At 60.8% G+C, this 13,909-nt stretch carries 11 protein-coding genes; 8 read left to right on the top strand and 3 right to left on the bottom strand.

The window, feature by feature from the left end; translation table 11 throughout:
• Positions 1-86 precede the first annotated feature (86 nt).
• From MUN80_RS04145 to MUN80_RS04125, 5 genes are all read left to right on the top strand, one after another.
• Positions 87-956, top strand: a complete 870-nt coding sequence (locus MUN80_RS04145; RefSeq protein WP_244720013.1) for an AraC family transcriptional regulator — start codon at positions 87-89, stop codon at positions 954-956.
• 317 nt (positions 957-1,273) lie between these two features.
• The gene (locus MUN80_RS04140) at positions 1,274-1,840 is read left to right on the top strand and encodes a biliverdin-producing heme oxygenase (RefSeq protein WP_244720010.1); all 567 of its coding nucleotides are present in this window, start codon (positions 1,274-1,276) and stop codon (positions 1,838-1,840) included.
• On the top strand, positions 1,822-4,137 hold the full coding sequence (locus MUN80_RS04135) for an ATP-binding protein (protein ID WP_244720007.1): 2,316 nt from the start codon (positions 1,822-1,824) through the stop codon (positions 4,135-4,137). The genes MUN80_RS04140 and MUN80_RS04135 overlap by 19 nt, the downstream gene beginning before the upstream one ends.
• Positions 4,138-4,584 (top strand): response regulator, encoded by a 447-nt coding sequence (locus MUN80_RS04130; protein ID WP_244720004.1) that lies wholly within the window; start codon positions 4,138-4,140, stop codon positions 4,582-4,584.
• A 12-nt stretch (positions 4,585-4,596) separates the two neighbouring features.
• Positions 4,597-5,835, top strand: a complete 1,239-nt coding sequence (locus tag MUN80_RS04125) for an ATP-binding response regulator (RefSeq protein ID WP_244720001.1) — start codon at positions 4,597-4,599, stop codon at positions 5,833-5,835.
• Between the two features lie 15 nt (positions 5,836-5,850).
• Here the strand turns inward: MUN80_RS04125 and MUN80_RS04120 are convergent, their stop codons facing one another.
• Positions 5,851-7,422: an ABC transporter permease/substrate-binding protein gene (locus MUN80_RS04120; protein WP_244719998.1), complete on the bottom strand. Its 1,572-nt coding sequence runs from the start codon at positions 7,420-7,422 to the stop codon at positions 5,851-5,853.
• The gene (locus tag MUN80_RS04115; protein ID WP_311136266.1) at positions 7,410-8,363 is read right to left on the bottom strand and encodes an ABC transporter ATP-binding protein; all 954 of its coding nucleotides are present in this window, start codon (positions 8,361-8,363) and stop codon (positions 7,410-7,412) included. The genes MUN80_RS04120 and MUN80_RS04115 overlap by 13 nt, the downstream gene beginning before the upstream one ends.
• Positions 8,364-8,430: 67 nt before the next feature.
• Between MUN80_RS04115 and MUN80_RS04110 the strand changes: the two genes are divergently transcribed.
• Positions 8,431-8,952 (top strand): GNAT family N-acetyltransferase, encoded by a 522-nt coding sequence (locus MUN80_RS04110; protein ID WP_244719995.1) that lies wholly within the window; start codon positions 8,431-8,433, stop codon positions 8,950-8,952.
• Between the two features lie 9 nt (positions 8,953-8,961).
• On the opposite strand, the gene MUN80_RS04105 is transcribed toward MUN80_RS04110, so the two are convergent.
• Entirely contained in the window at positions 8,962-11,025 is a 2,064-nt protein-coding gene (locus MUN80_RS04105) for a tetratricopeptide repeat-containing sensor histidine kinase (RefSeq protein WP_244719992.1), read from the bottom strand.
• A gap of 336 nt (positions 11,026-11,361) precedes the next feature.
• Between MUN80_RS04105 and MUN80_RS04100 the strand changes: the two genes are divergently transcribed.
• Together MUN80_RS04100 and MUN80_RS04095 are read left to right on the top strand one after the other, a co-directional pair.
• Positions 11,362-12,870 (top strand): M28 family peptidase, encoded by a 1,509-nt coding sequence (locus tag MUN80_RS04100; RefSeq protein WP_244719990.1) that lies wholly within the window; start codon positions 11,362-11,364, stop codon positions 12,868-12,870.
• 440 nt (positions 12,871-13,310) lie between these two features.
• Entirely contained in the window at positions 13,311-13,862 is a 552-nt protein-coding gene (locus MUN80_RS04095) for a hypothetical protein (RefSeq protein ID WP_244719987.1), read from the top strand.
• Positions 13,863-13,909: the final 47 nt, after the last annotated feature.

The raw sequence follows: 13,909 nt of genomic DNA, 5'->3' as shown, positions 1-13,909 counted from the left end.
AACGTTTCTTTCAGATAGCGAGGCTGAAACTTGCCGTGTAGGCCAACGGCGGATTTTTAAAGTTCAGCGGGTACCTTGCTGCCCGCATGAAAGCTCCCAATCTGCCCGTTCTGGCCCTCGACGCATTTCCGCACGCCGGCAATAACCATTGGTACTACGTGCAGCAGCTAGAAGCCCACGTGCGGCAGTTTCCGCACGTGAGTGAGCCCCACGCCCACAATTTCTACCTGCTGCTTTACATCACCCACGGGCAGGGCTCCCACACCATCGATTTGGTTACGCACGACATCCGGCCCGGTAGCCTGTTTTTTCTGGCACCGGGTCAGGTCCACGCCTGGAACATGTCGGCCGAGGCACGGGGCTTCATCCTGTTTTTTACCGCCGAATTTTACCTGCAACACTACCCGGCCAGCCGCCTGGCTGAATACCCGTTTTTCGCCCCCGGCCAGGCTCCCGTGGTATACCTCGAGCCCGCCGAAACGCACATTCTGCCCTTGTTTGAGCGAATTTATGAGGAAGAACGGGCCGCTGCCGCCCACCGCGACGAAGTGGTGGGCGCCTACGTGTACCTGATTCTGGAACTGGCCGCCCGAACCTATCCGCTCCAGGAACCCGCCCAACTATCGGCTTACGGCTTGCAGCAGGTACATGAATTCAGCCAGTTGCTCAACGAGCATTTCCGGCAGCAGAAATCGGTGCGCTACTACGCCGCCGAGCTGGCCCTGACAGCCAACCACCTCAACGCCATCTGTCGGCGGGTGCTCAACAAAACGGCCAGTGACCTGATTCATGAGCGGGTAGTGGCCGAGGCCAAGCGCCAGCTCACGCACTCGGCCCAGTCGGTGGCGCAGGTAGCTGATGCCGTGGGCTTTGAGGATGCCTCCTACTTTGCCCGCTACTTCAAAAAGTACGTAGGCCAGACGCCCGAGGCTTTCCGCCAGGGCTACAAGTACTGAGCGGCCGTTTTGTAGCATTCAAAAAGCGAAAGGGCGCGGAATGCTACAACCTGGTAGCATTCCCCAATGGCTTTCCACCGAATGCTATCAGGTGCAAGCCAATATTTTTTCGGTAACGCTACTTAAGGAACTGAGCCGGGGATGCTGATGCCGCCAAAATGCTGGTGAAGGGAATGTTTTTCAGGGCAAAAAGATTAGGAGCAGACTCGCTACGGTTGAGTTTGAGCTAGGGAGGCGCCAGTAGGGTTATGAACTTGCCGTGGTATTAAATCAGTTGTCCTTGCTTTATATTTACCTTCTATTCTTTCCTGTTCCGCATGTCGATTACCCTCCACCGCCCGGCTATCCTGCAGTTGCTGCGCACCGAAACCCGGCCCTACCACGATGCGCTGGAGCAGAATGAGTTCAACCGGGCCTTGCAGGAAGGCACTGTCACGGTGACGGTTGTGCAGCGGTTTCTGGCCAAGATGTACGGCTTTCTGGTGCCCTACGAAGCCCGGCTCCGGGCCCAAGACCTCGGCCCGGAGTGGCAAATCGACCAGCGGCTGCGGGCCCACCTGATTCCCCAGGATCTGGGCGTGGCGCCCGAGTCATTGCCCGTTTGCCCCAGCATGCCGGCCCTCACGACCTGGCCCCAACTGTTGGGCTCGATGTACGTATTGGAGGGCTCCACGCTGGGCGGGCAAGTACTGGCCCGTCAGCTGGCCAAGGCCGGAATAGAAGGCCGAACGTATTTTATGGGCAACGGTGAACAGACCGGCCCGCTATGGAAAAGTTTCTGCCAGCTGCTGGCTGAGGCCGCTACCGAAGATAATCAAGCGCAAATCGTGGCTTCGGCTGCCTCAACGTTTCAAACCCTGCACGCGTGGATCGAGAAACCGTAATCTACAGCGACGAAAGTCTGCTCAACTCCCCTATTACGCTGACTAACTGCGACCGGGAGCCTATTCATATTCCCGGTTCGGTGCAGCCCTACGGCTTTCTGCTCTGCCTAAATCCCGAAACGCAGCAAGTAGTACACGCCAGCGAAAATACCCTGGCTTTGATTGGCGTGCCCGCCGAAGACCTGGTGGGTCAGCGCCTCGACCGGGTGCTGGGACCGGCTACCATTGCCGAAATCAACGAGCTGCTGCCCACCCTGACGGAAGTAACCAGGCTGATTGGAGCCCGCCTGACCTCAGTAACCAATGAGCCGTTCTATAAAATCATTCTGCACTGCTTCGACGGGCTGCTGTGGCTGGAGTTTGAGCCCGTGGCCGAAACGGCGGTTAGCGCCGTCGACTTGCCTTCCCTGAACCTGGCCCTGGGGCAGATGCTGGGCGCGGGCTCGGTGCCGGAGTTCTGCCAGCTGGCCGTCGAGCAGGTGCGCGACATCACCGGCTTCGACCGGGTGCTGATGTACCAGTTTGCCAAGGATGCCAGCGGCGAAGTAGTGGCCGAAGCCAAGCGCGACGACCTGGAGCCCTTTATGGGCCTGCACTACCCGGCTACTGATATTCCGCAGCAGGCCCGGGCCATGTACCTCAAAAACTGGCTGCGCTTTATTCCCAACGTGAATTACGAGCCGGCCAAGCTGGTGCCGGTGCTGCACCCGCAGGCCAACCGCCCGCCCGACATGACCTATGCCGTGCTGCGCAGCGTGTCGCCGATTCACCTCGAATACATGCGCAACATGGGCGTGGCGGCCACCATGACCATCTCCATCATCCAGGAGGGCGTGCTCTGGGGCCTGATTACCTGCCACCACATGGAACCGCGCCTGGTAAGCTACGAGCTGCGGGAGCTGTGCCTGTTTCTGGGCAAAACCTTCTCGGCCCTGCTCAAAACCAAGCAGCAGCAGGACGAGCAGGCCTACCGCCTTCACATCCGCGACACCCAGGTGCGCATTTTCGAACTGGTGGGCCAACACAGCAACTTTGTGGAGGGCCTCTACCAGCGCATGCCCACTATCCGCGACGCTTTTAACTGCGGTGGGGCGGCCATCTGCTTCGAGGGCGACATTATCTCGCTCGGCACCACACCCACCAAAGAGCAGATTGAGGACCTAATTCAGTGGCTTAAGGCTAACGTGAAGGAAGACGTGTTTCACACCGACTCTTACGTGAAGCACAACCCCGAGGGCCTGGCCATTCGCGGGGTGGCCAGCGGCTTTATCGCTATTTCCCTGGCTCAGGAAGCCGGCGACTACATCATCTGGTTCCGGCCCGAGCAAATCCAGACCGTGACCTGGGCCGGGCATGCGCAGAAAGCTGAAGTGCTGCAGGACGGGCAACTGAAACTCTCGCCCCGGCAGTCGTTTGAAGCCTGGGCCCAGACGGTGGTCAACACCTCGGCGCCCTGGCTGCCCATGGAAATAGAGGCGGCCCAGGAAATCCGCCTGCACCTCTCGGATGTCCGCCTCAAGGTGTTCAACGAACTCCAGGCCCGGGCTGCCAGCTTGGTCCGCCTCAACTCGGAGCTGACGCGCAGCAACGACGAGCTCGACTCCTTTGCCTACGTGGCCTCCCACGATTTGAAAGAGCCCCTGCGCGGTATTCACAACTACAGCATCTTCCTGCTTGAAGACTACGCCGAGAAGCTCGACGAGGAGGGCGTAATGCGCCTCAAAACCCTGGTGCGCTTAAGCCAGCGCATGGAGTCCTTGCTCGAATCGTTATTGCAACTCAGCCGGGTGGGCCGGCAGGAAATCAATATTGAGGAAACCAACGTGCAGGAGCTGGTCGATGACCTGGTGGATTTGCTCCACCCGCGCTTCGAGCAAACCCGCACCGAGGTAGCCATTATGGATGTGCTGCCTACGTTCCGCTGTGACGCGGTGCGGATGCGGGAAGTGTTCAACAACCTGCTCACCAACGCCATGCGCTACAGCAACCAAGATGAGAAGCGAATTCGCATCGGGCTGGCGGCCGAGGGCGTGCGCGGGCCGCGCGGCACCGGCAGCCGGGACGATTTTCACGTCTTCTATGTTCAGGATGAAGGTATCGGCATTGATTCACGTCATCATGATGCTATCTTCAAGATTTTCAAGCGTTTGCACCCCCAGGAAAAATATGGTGGGGGTACGGGAGCCGGCCTGGCCATCGCCCGCAAAATGGTTGAGAAGCAGGAGGGTGAAATCTGGGTTGAGTCGGTACTAGGTCAAGGGGCCACTTTTTATTTCTCCATTTCAAAGCACCTCTAAGTGATAGCCTCAACTCATAAACCCATCCTGGTGGTGGAAGACAGTGTAGAAGACTTCACGGCGCTGGGCCGGGCTTTCCGCAAGCACGCGCTGCCCAACCCCCTGTTGCGCTGCGAGGATGGCGACCAGGCCCTGGAGTACCTGCAGGGCTACGGCAAGCGGGAGGGCTGGCCGCCGCAGCTACCCGTGTTCGTGTTGCTCGATTTGAACCTGCCCGGCACCGACGGCCGCACAGTGCTTGAAACCCTGAAGCGCGACCCGCGTTTGCAGTCAATTCCAGTGATTATTTTCAGTACCTCGACCAACAGCCGCGATATTGAAGACTGCTACCGGCTCGGGGCTAACAGCTATCTGACTAAACCCATTGAGTACGCGGCGCTGGAGGAAAAAACCCGGCTATTGGTGCGTTACTGGCTCAATACCTCGGAATTACCTTCGACCAACTAGGTTATTGCCCGCGTGAAAAAAATCCTTCTCGTTGACGACAACGAGCACGATCGGATGTTGTATAAGCGCTATCTGGGCAAGCAGATAGGGCATGAGCGGTTGGAAATATGTGAAGCTACCTCGGGCGAGGAAGGAATTATGCAGTTTCGGCGAGAACGGCCCGACTGTATATTGCTCGACCACAACCTGCTCGATACCGACGGCCTGACCCTGCTCCAGGATTTAAAGCAGCACACGCCACCCGATACCCTGTGCGTGGTCATGATTACGGGCGGCGGCAGCGAGGAACTGGCCGTGCGCGCCCTCAATACCGGTGCTTTGGATTACCTGGTCAAGGGCCGCTTCGACCAGGAATTGCTGTGCAAAACAGTATTGCACGCCATTGAGAAAAACGAGTGGCGCCAATATGTGGCCCGTTACCACGGTCAGCTGCAAACCGTGAATCAACAACTGCGCGAGTCACTGGATGAGCTGACCGAAGCCCGCCAGCAGGTACAGCTCACCAACGCCCGGCTGCTGGCGGCCAACCAGGAAGTAGAAACCCGCAACAAGGAATTGGCCCGCACCAACCGGGACCTGGATAACTTCGTCTACGCCGCTTCCCACGATTTGAAGCAGCCCATCAACAACCTGCGGGGCTTGTTTGAGGAACTGCGCCGTACCGCCACCTTCGACGACCCCGACGAAGCCCAGGTATTGCGCCTGGTCGACGAATCCCTGCGCGACCTGACGACCACCGTCACCGATTTGTCGGCCGTGGTGCAGGTAGACCGCGCCCCGGGCGAGGAGAACACCGAGCCCGTGCTGCTGGCCGACCTCACCGCCGATGTGCTCCAGACCCTGCGCCCTCAGCTGCTCGACGCCCAGGGCACCGTACACACCGACTTCGACGCGCTACCCGAATTAGTGACCGTACGGACCAGTCTGCGCACTATTCTGCTGAATCTGCTGGCCAATGCCGTGAAGTACCGCCAACCCGAACGGCCCCCACATATTACGGTGCGGAGCAGCCTGGTGGAAAATCAGGCCGTGCTGGAGGTGCAGGACAACGGTCTGGGCATTGACCTGGAGCGGGACGGCGCGGAGCTGTTTCATTTGTTTCGGCGCTTCCACCCCGAGGCCGGGGAGGGTACCGGCGTGGGCTTGTTTCTGGTAAACCGGCTGGTGCAGGCCCAGGGCGGCCGCATTGAGGTGGAAAGTGAGCTGGGCGTGGGCACCACGTTCCGTATTTTTCTGAAACAGCCCGCCTAATGCCCACCCTGGCAGCTACGGCCGCAGGTAGCGGCTAAGCTGGGAAATGGAGCTGATGCCTAATTCCCGGGCTTGTTGGCGGCGCATGAGTAGGGCGTAAGTGTTGTTGAAACCCAGTGGGGCCAGCCACTCCAGTCCGTAGCGCCGACGGAATTCCTGCTGCACGTAGCCGAACACTGCTAATGGCCGTCCCCCGAGTGAGTCGAGTACCGCAGGAGAGGGCTGGAGCAGCACTAGCAGGCCCGTGCCGGTGTATTCGGGGTACATATCGATGGCGCCGGTGCGCAAAGCTTCGAAGCAGATGGTAGTGCCGCCCAGACCGGTTTTGGTTTCCACGGCCAGGCCCGTATTGCCCCGGATCAGGGCCGCGTACATTTCGAGCAGGATGTATTGCTCGGCAAAAATCTTGGAGCCCAGCCGTACTACCGGGGCGCCCGCGGCTAGGGGACGGGGCTCCTGCCAAAGGCCACGCCGGCGCAGAAACGCCTCAGCCACGGCCCGCGGCTCCTGGTGCAGGTAGTCGACGCGGTAGTTGAGGTTGGTCATCACCGAGTCGGAAATCTGCCCGGCCAACTGGGCCAGTACGCCGCTGAGCTCAGGGTGTTGTTGAAGCACTGTCGGGCGAATCACCGGGGCGGCGTAGTAGGGCGGGAACACCCTCCGGTCATCCTGCAGCACCTGCAGGTTATAGGCCCGGATGCGGCCGTCGGTGGAGTAGCCGTCAATCAAATCGACATCCTGGTGGCGGGCGGCCTCATACACCAGGGCCGGGGCTAGCACCACGCTGGGCAGACGGCGCAGCTGGTAAGCACTTTGCAGCCCCGGTAGCCCGTCGGCCCGGCCCACAAACTCCGGGCTGAAGCCGGCTAGCAGCTTGCCCGTGGCGCGGGGTAGCAAATACAGCCCCCCCAGCAGCGGCAGCAGGATGAGCAAGGCAGCCCCGATACGCACCAGCCGCCGGGAACTCAGGCGCTGCAAACCCGCCAGGGCCGCATCGAAGCCCAGTGCCAAAGCGGCAGCCGGCAAAGCCCCGGCCAGAATCATGACCGGATTGTTCAACGCTATGCCGCCGAAAATGAACTCCCCCAGGCCACCGGCCGCTACGTAGGCCGCCAGCGTCGCCACGCCCACGTTGATAACCGTGGCCGTGCGGATGCCGGCAAAGAGCACCGGCAGAGCCAACGGCAATTCCACCCGACGCAGCACTTGCCCGTCGGTCAGGCCCAGGCCTCGGGCAGCTTCCACCACGGCCGGGCTCACGCTCTGAATACCGGTGAGCGTGTTGCGGATGATGGGCAGCAAGGAATAGAGGAACAGCGCGAAAATGGCAGGTTTGGGCCCGATGCCGAGCAGCGGAATCAGAAAGCCGAGCAGGGCAATGCTGGGCACGGTTTGCAAGGCTCCGGCCACGCCCAGCACAGCCGGCGCCCAGCGCGGCCGGCGGGTGAGCAGCAAACCCAGCGGCACCCCGAGCAGTACGGCCAGCAGCAAGGAGGCAGCAGTGAGGCCAATGTGCTGCAAGGTTTGCTCGCCCAGCTTGCCGGCCTGGGTGTGCCAGAAGGTGAGTAGCTCGGTTAGCGTTTCCATGCAGTGTCGGCGGCTTGCACGGCCTGCCCGAAGGCGGCCATAAGGTGGGCTACGTCAAACGGATACTGGGCCGCGGTGCCGTTGGTCAGGTTTTCCAGGGTTTCGTGTACCGTTGTGGTGACCGAGTGGGACAGTACGGCAGCAGGTGCCAGATAAGGCTGCAGGTCGGTCAGAGTGAATACGCGTAGCTGCAGGGCCAGCCGCTCAGCGGCAAAAAACTGGCGCACAAAGTCGTTGGCGGGCTGCAATAGCAGCTCCCGTGGCGTACCCAGCTGCTGCACCCGGCCCTGGTTGAGCAGCAGAATACGGTCGGCCAATTCGAAGGCTTCGGTTACGTCGTGGGTCACGAGGACTACCGTTTTCTGGCGCAGTTCCTCCAACTCCCGAAACTCGCGCCGGATGCTGGCCCGCGTGATGGGGTCGAGGGCGCCGAAGGGCTCATCGAGCAGGATAATGGGCGGGTCAGCGGCCAGGGCCCGGGCCAACCCCACGCGCTGCTGCTGCCCGCCTGAAAGCTGGTGCGGATACTGCCGGGCGTAGCGTTCGGGCGGCAAGTGTAGACGGGCAAGCAAGGCAGCCGTACGTTGTTCTACCTGCACATCAGTCTGGCCCAGCAGCCGCGGTACCACCCCAATATTCTCGGCCACGGTGTAGTGGGGCAGCAAACCGACTTGCTGAATCACGTAGCCCAGACCCCGCCGCAACTCGGCCGCCGGCTGGCTGCGCACGTCGTGCCCGTTGATTTCCACCACGCCGGCGTCGGGGTCCACCAGGCGGTTGAGCATCTTGAGCAGGGTCGTTTTGCCACAGCCGCTCGGCCCGAGCAGCACCAGGGTTTCGCCGGCCGCCAGCTCAAACGACACGTCCTGCACCACGACGTGGGGGCCATATTGCTTCTGAACGTGAGCAACGCGAATGGCGGGAACTAGGTCAGCAGGCATCAGGTAATTGAAAAACAGAAAATGCGCGGCAGTTTAGGCAACAACCGTCAAGGTATACTTTTGTGCTATGAACCCGACTCTTACCCTTGCTCCGGCCACGGCCGCCGACGTGTCCGCCCTGGTGGCTTTCGTCAACAGCGTGTACCGCGGCGAAACCTCCCGGCAGGGCTGGACCACCGAAGCCCACCTGCTCGACGGCCCGCGCATCGACGCCGAATCGTTGCTGGAACTGCTCAGGGCTGAGGCGGCCACGCTGCTCATGGCTCGCAATTCTGCCGGGGAGCTGGTGGGCTCGGTGTATCTGCAGCGGCAAGAAGCAACCATGTATCTGGGCATGCTCTCGGTGGACGCCACGCGGCAGGGTGGAGGCATTGGCAAATACCTGCTCGGGGCCGCCGACGACTACGCCCGCGCCCAGGGGTGCACCCGCATGAAAATCACGGTAATATCGGTGCGGCATGAGCTGCTGGCCTGGTACGAGCGGCAGGGCTACCACCGCACCGGCGCCACCGTACCCTTCCCCGACAACCCCAGATTCGGCATTCCGCGCCAGCCGCTGGAGCTGCTGGTTTTGGAAAAAGAGCTCTAGAACCCGCCTCTAGCCCGCGGCGGCCGGGACCGCGAGGCTGGGCTGGGCCGTCAGAGGCAGGGTGACGACAAACTCGGTGTACTCGCCTTCCTGGCTTTCTACCGTGAGAGTTCCGCCGTGCCCTTTAGTTATCAAGTCGTAGCTTAAAGCCAGCCCCAGGCTAGAGCCGACTTCGGGAGCTTGGGTCGTGAAGAACCGCTCAAATACCTTGGGCAGCAGCTTGGGCGGAATGCCCAGGCCATTGTCGCGCACCCGGATTTCGATGTAGCAGCCCACCTTGCGCGTGCTTACGGCCACCTGCGGGATGTAGCCTTCCTGGTAAAGCAATTGGCGCTGCTGCACGGAGTGAAAAGCGTTGGTAAACAAGCTGATCAGTGCCCGGCCCAGGTCGTGACGGATGATGGAAAGGTTGCCCACGGTCGGGTCGAGCGTGGGTAGCAGGGCCGCGTAGAAAGAGCGGTTTTTGGCCCGGGTGTCGTGGTAGGTCAGGCGCAGGTAGTCCTCCACGAAGGCGTTGACGTCGGTGGCCTGCAGGGGGCCAGGGCTGGTGCTCGAGTATTCCAGCATGCCAGTCACGATGGATGCTGCCCGCTGGCTGGAGCGCACAATGCTCTGCTGGTACTGGCTCAGCGTCTGTAGGTTATCGGCTACCGTGTCGGGCTCGGCTACTGCATCGGGCCTGACCAGCTCCCGGCGCAGGCTCTCCACCACGTCGGCGCTGACGCCGGCCAGGTCGCGCATGCTGTTGACGGGTGTCTGAATCTCGTGGGCCACGCCGGCCATCAACTCGCCCAAAGACGCCATTTTCTCGCGCAGCACCAGCTGGCTCTGGGTGATTTTGAGCTCGTGCAGCATCCGGCCCAGACTGTCGCGCTGACTGGTAATTTCCTCATTGAGCTCCGATAACCGGGCATTCGCGCGCTGCTGCAGGCGGTTGTTACGCCACAAAAGCAGGGCAAGCAAAATCAGGCTACCCAGCACGCCGGCCAGAATATAGAGCCGGTTGCGGGCCTCGAACTGGGTGCGTTCCAGCTCCAGTTCCCGCAGGCGCTGCTGCTCGGCAAACCCGATGGCATCGAGCTGCTTGATGCGCTGCGGATTATACAAGCTGTCTTCGGCCTGCAGCATAATGTGCATGTACTTGAGCGTACTGTCGGTGCGCTGCCGGGCCTGGAATGCTTCGGTGAGCAGTTGGCTGGTGTGCACCACCCCGATGATAAACGGCAGCGACTGGGCCAGCACCAAGGACTTACGGGCGTAGTACACGCTCGAATCGAGTTGCTGACGGCTGTGGTACAGCTCGGCCATGTATTGATAGGCCCGGCAGGCGCTGCGCCGGTCATTTTCCGGAAACGAGGCCTGGGCGCTACGCCGGTAGTAGGTCAGGGCCTCAGCGGGCTGGCCGAGCGAGGCGCGTAACAGGCCCAGCTCCCGCAGCACGTAGGGCAAGGGGGTGCCCCAGCAGCTCTGGTGCACGGTTTGGGAGCGGCGCGTAAGGTCGTAGGCACGGTTCAGGAAGTACTGGGCCGAGTCGAGTTGGCGGCGACCCTCGTAGCTGGCGCCCAGGTTGGTCAGCACGCTAATCAGCTGGGAATCGTCGCCGAATCCTTGCTCGTAAATCCTTTTAGCCCGGAAATAATATGACAGGGCCGGGCGGTAGTCTTCCAGGGCGTGGTAGAGCAGGCCCATCTGGTTGAGAGTGCGCGCCGTGGCTTCCGGGTCGTGGCTTTGCTCGTGGAGTTGCAGGGCTTGCAAATCGATGCGCAAGGCTTGGGGCAGGTTGCCCCGCTCACTCATCAGAATGCCCAGGCGCGACAGACAGCGGCCTTCACCTTTAGCGTAACCAATGCGGCGGGCCAGCTGCAGTCCTTGCCGGGCGTACCACAGCACCGAGTCGAAGCGGGAATAGCGGTAGGAGGCGCTCAGGTCGGCCAGTACCAGCACGCGGGTCGTGTCATGAGAGGCTCGGGCCAGGGCCGTGCGCAACCCGGCCGTCTGCGGACTTTGCGCCCGCGCCCACCCGCTAAGCAACGTGCAGTAACCTAAAAATAGTATGGGAAGTAGTTTCCGCATGTGTAAAAGTAAGAAACAACTATTAGCCGAACAGTATATTACATGGCTAATATGTTATTTTGCCTTTGCGCTCAGCGGATTGCCCTCTCAGCAGGCAAGCTGCTTACATCCCGAACTTAGGCAGGGTGTGGGCGGAACGAAGCTACTCCTGCTCCCCAGTTACCGTGCCGACGACAAGCTCCGCAGTGGCCGTTACCTCGACTATAAGTGCATGCCTTAAATCGGGTGGGCGCAGCCGATGGCCCATGCGGAGCCGAGTTGCGTACAAGGCTGCGGCCGTAGTAGCTTGCGGCTGCCGCCCGTCGTGCCGGGCTTCACCTCTCCGTTTGTCGCCCCGTGAAAAAACTCTCCTCGCCGCTGGCTTCTCTTGTGCAATCCTTGGTTGGCCTGTTGCTGGTTGGGGGCTTGGCTGCCAGCTGTGCCCGCCGGCCCATTGCCGCCACCGCGCCGCCCGCCTTTGCTACCATCAAGGAGGGCGAGTTGCGTCAGGACCTGTTTGAGCTGGCCAGCGACAGTCTGCGGGGCCGCCGCGCCGGCACTCCCGACGAGCTGCGTGCCGCCGTGTGGGTAGCCGAGCGGGCCCGCAAGATTGGCCTAGAACCGGCCGGCGACAACGGCACCTACTTCCAGTTTTATCAGCTGCGCCGCACCACCGTTTCCGCCGACACCCGCATTCAGCTCAACGGCCAGCCGCTGCGCCTGTGGCAGGATGCCTGGGTAACGGCCCCGGTGGAAGCCCACCTCAACGCGCCGGTGGTATGGCTCAACAGCATGGCCGATACCACGGGCCGCAACCTGCGGGGCAAGGTAGTAGCCATGAAGCTGTTGTCGCCGGTACCGCTGCCGGCGCCCAAGATGAGCTTGTGGGGCTACCGCTACATCTTGGCGGCCCTAAGCAAGCAAAGCGCGGCGCTGCGAACCAAGGGGGTTGCGGCTATTTTGCTGGTTGCCAACGCCACGGCCGAGCCTCAGTTGGGCTTTGTGGGTCACCGCTACCAGGATGGCCTCTACCAACTCCCCTCCATGCCCGTCGCTACGCCCGCCGCGCCGGTCATTTTGCTGCGGCAGGCCGCCCAGGAGTACTTTCAGCTGGGTACCGCCACGCTTAAGGCCGACCTCGGAATGGAAACCTTCGAGTATCCGTCGGTCAATGTTATTGCCCGGGCACCCGGCGCTGATCTGGCGCAGGCCAAGGAAAACGTGCTTTTTAGCGGCCACCACGACCACGACGGTATCGGCACGCCCGTGGCTGGCGACTCTATCTGGAACGGGGCCGACGATAATGCCACGGTGAGCGTAGCCATGCTGGCCATCGGGCGGGCCTGGAAAAAGCGGCCGGGCCAACGTTCGGCGCTGTTTGTGTGGCACGGTGCCGAGGAGCGCGGCCTGCTGGGCTCCCGCTACTATGCCGAAAATCCAACCGTCGCCAAGTCGTCCATCGTGGCCGTGCTCAATGGCGACATGATCGGGCGCAATGCTCCTGATTCGGCGGCACTGCTGGGCTCTACCGGTCCCCACCGCAATTCCACACCCCTGGTGGATATGGCGCTCAAAGCCAACCAGCAGTTCACTAAGTTTAGCCTCGACACTTCCTGGGACAGCCCCGACCACCCCGAGGGCTGGTTCTTCCGCAGCGACCATGTGCCCTACGTGCGAGCGGGTATTCCGGGCCTGTTTTTCACCACCTTGCTCCACCCCGACTATCACACGCCCCGCGACGAGGCCTCGCGCATCGACATCACCAAGCTGGCCCGCATGACGCGCTGGATGTACGCCACCGGCTGGGCCGTATCCAATACGCCCGCCCGCGTCACGGTGGACCCCGGGGCCAAGCTGGAGCGCTAAGCCAGAATCCGGAAGCGGCGGGAGAAGTACTTTCCGCCGCTTCCGGAGGAAATTGGAGTTTGTAAAGTTATTGTCGGAGTTTGAAAATTTATTTTGGATTATAAATATTCCTATTACCTTGCATGCGTATTCCAGTCGGGGCCCGGAATACCTGCTATAATAACGTCCCAATTAGTACTTCATTTTATTTCGATAGCACGCTTATTCATTCGGTTTCTTTCCTCGCTATTTACCTATTAGACTAATTATTTAATTCTCCCAAGCTTCCTGCTTTCAAAGTAAAAACCAAGGATATTTCCTGGGCTGATTTCGCGTATACTTTATTTTATTTTTACTTATTCTATTATCCCTTGCCAAGCTCTTTTTGGTACCTGTTGACCCTGTTCGCCACCGGCGGACTGGGGCTACTGAGCGGGTGCGCCCTCCCTTTTTCTGCGAAGTTGCCGCTCCGGGTTTCGGGGCAGGTGGTAGACCGGCACACGGCCCAGCCCGTGGCGGGCGCTACGGTACAGCTCTACGCCCAAGCGGGTAGTGGGCTGGCGGTAGGCGGCTATGGCTCAACCGGCAAAACCCACGCTGCGGATGCCCAGGGGCGGTTTAGCTTTGATGCAGTGCTACCCAAACGGGCGCATTTTCTGCTGTTGGCCCAGGCCCCACCGGCCTACCACACCCTCTGGAGCGAGGCACCCGTACTCAGCCGACGCCACCCACGGGAAGGGCTCCGGGTACCGGTACAAGCCCCAGCCTACCTGCGCCTGCACCTGCTTGACGACCCACCCAGCTCCCGCGCCATCATCCGCGTGTATGGCTACGGCAGCAATGTGGATGAATTCAACTACCCCGTGACTTCGACCCATATCCGGATGCTGGACGCGGGCGAAAAGCGCCGAATTAATTGGGAAATTCAAGCTGAAAACGGGCAGAAATTAACGGGGGGCCAGGACTTACTGGTGCCTTCTCTTGATACGCAAACTGTTACTATTCACTTCTAATATTTTATTTTCAACCTCTATTATTAGTACCCTATCTATTTAGCTAT

The organism is Hymenobacter cellulosivorans (assembly GCF_022919135.1).
In the GTDB taxonomy this organism is placed as follows: domain Bacteria; phylum Bacteroidota; class Bacteroidia; order Cytophagales; family Hymenobacteraceae; genus Hymenobacter; species Hymenobacter cellulosivorans.
Note: the sequence above shows the minus strand (reverse complement) of the source record. Positions and strands in the feature narration are given on the sequence as shown.

Bases quoted from the DNA above. Each gene is read 5' to 3' on its own strand.
- MUN80_RS04145 (WP_244720013.1), top strand. From the start codon at position 87: ATGAAAGCTCCCAATCTGCCCGTTCTGGCCCTCGACGCATTTCCGCAC.
- MUN80_RS04140 (WP_244720010.1), top strand. From the start codon at position 1,274: ATGTCGATTACCCTCCACCGCCCGGCTATCCTGCAGTTGCTGCGCACC.
- MUN80_RS04120 (WP_244719998.1), bottom strand. From the start codon at position 7,422: ATGGAAACGCTAACCGAGCTACTCACCTTCTGGCACACCCAGGCCGGC.
- MUN80_RS04115 (WP_311136266.1), bottom strand. From the start codon at position 8,363: ATGCCTGCTGACCTAGTTCCCGCCATTCGCGTTGCTCACGTTCAGAAG.
- MUN80_RS04110 (WP_244719995.1), top strand. From the start codon at position 8,431: ATGAACCCGACTCTTACCCTTGCTCCGGCCACGGCCGCCGACGTGTCC.
- MUN80_RS04105 (WP_244719992.1), bottom strand. From the start codon at position 11,025: ATGCGGAAACTACTTCCCATACTATTTTTAGGTTACTGCACGTTGCTT.